Origin of the sequence: Gordonia sp. CPCC 206044 (assembly GCF_048537895.1) — a bacterium.
In the GTDB taxonomy this organism is placed as follows: Bacteria; Actinomycetota; Actinomycetes; order Mycobacteriales; family Mycobacteriaceae; genus Gordonia.
On record NZ_JBCLVL010000036.1, the window covers coordinates 1 to 1,297 of the forward strand.

Annotated in this window: 1 protein-coding gene; it reads left to right on the forward strand. The window is 63.0% G+C overall.

Features of this window, described 5'->3' with window-relative positions; all coding sequences use genetic code 11:
- Positions 1 to 30 precede the first annotated feature (30 nt).
- Positions 31 to 1,268, forward strand: a protein-coding gene (locus AAFP35_RS26215; RefSeq protein WP_419224617.1) for an IS3 family transposase whose coding sequence is annotated in 2 segments (ribosomal slippage) — positions 31 to 327 and positions 330 to 1,268 — 1,236 coding nt in all. Because the reading frame shifts where the segments join, the coding sequence is not laid out codon by codon here.
- The last annotated feature ends 29 nt before the right edge of the window (positions 1,269 to 1,297 follow it).

Below are 1,297 nucleotides of genomic sequence, written 5' to 3' on the forward strand. Positions count from 1 at the left end.
TGAGGTTGCCCCCGTTTCGTGGACATCCTGATGGCCAGTTTCGTGCTGGCAGGAGAGGATGGAGTGGTGGGTGCACAGCGCAAGAGCTACACACCGGCCTACCGGCAGGAGGCAGCTCGTCTGGTGATTGATACCGGGCGCACGATCGCCGAGGTGGCGCGCGAGATCGGTGTCGGGGAACAGTTGCTGGGTAAGTGGGTGGCGATCGAACGATCCCGGATGGCCGATCCGCCACCGGCGGTCGATGTCGACGAGCGTGCCGAGTTGGAGCGGCTGCGTCGCGAGGTGGCCGAGTTGCGGATGGATCGGGAGTTCCTGAAAAAAGCGGCGGCCTTCTTCGCGGCCGAGAACTCGAACCTGCCCAAGCGTTCGAGTTGATCGAGGCGGAGAAGGCCACCTACGGAGTGAGTCGGTGTGTGCAACTGCTGGGGGTGTCACGCTCAGGGTTCTATGCCTGGCGTGCCCGTCAGCGCCGTGAACCAGGTCCACGCGCGGTGCGGCGGACGGTGCTCAGCGAGAAGATCGTCGCGTTCCATGATGCCTCTGACGGGGTCAACGGCGCCCCGCGGATCGTAGCCGATCTACGTGCCGGCGGTGAGGTCGTATCGCAGAAGACGGTGGCAAAGCTGATGCGTGACAACGGTATTGCCGGTATTAGTCCACGTGGCTGGCGGCCGGTGACGACCATCGCCGACCAGAACCCGCATTCGATCCCGGACCTGGTCGAGCGCCGTTTCGACCGTGGCGAGCTCAACGTGGTGTGGACCTCGGACATCACCTACCTGTCGACCGATCAGGGCTGGCTGTATCTGTGTGCGGTCCGTGACGGTTGCTCGCGGCGGGTCATCGGCTATGCGTTCTCCGACAGTCTGCACACCGACCTGGTGGAGACCGCGGTGCGCAATGCGGTCTCGTTTCGTGACCCGGGGTCAGGGTCGACGGGCGGCGTCATTTTTCATGCCGATCGCGGCTGTCAGTACACCTCGGCGCAGATGGTCGAGGTGACAGCAGAACTGCACCTGCGACTGTCGGTGGGTCGCACCGGGGTCTGTTGGGACAATGCCCAGCAGGAAAGTTTCTGGTCGACACTCAAGACCGAGTTCTACGATCGCCGCCATTTCGAGAACCACTTGCAGGCCATCACCGCGGTCAGCCGCTGGATCGATACTGTCTACAACCGGCGCCGCCGGCACAGTGCGCTCGGGCAGATCGATCCAGTATCATTCGAACACAACATGATTCACCAAACGGTCAACCAGGCCGCTTAACCGATGTCCACCAAACGGGGTGAACCCCA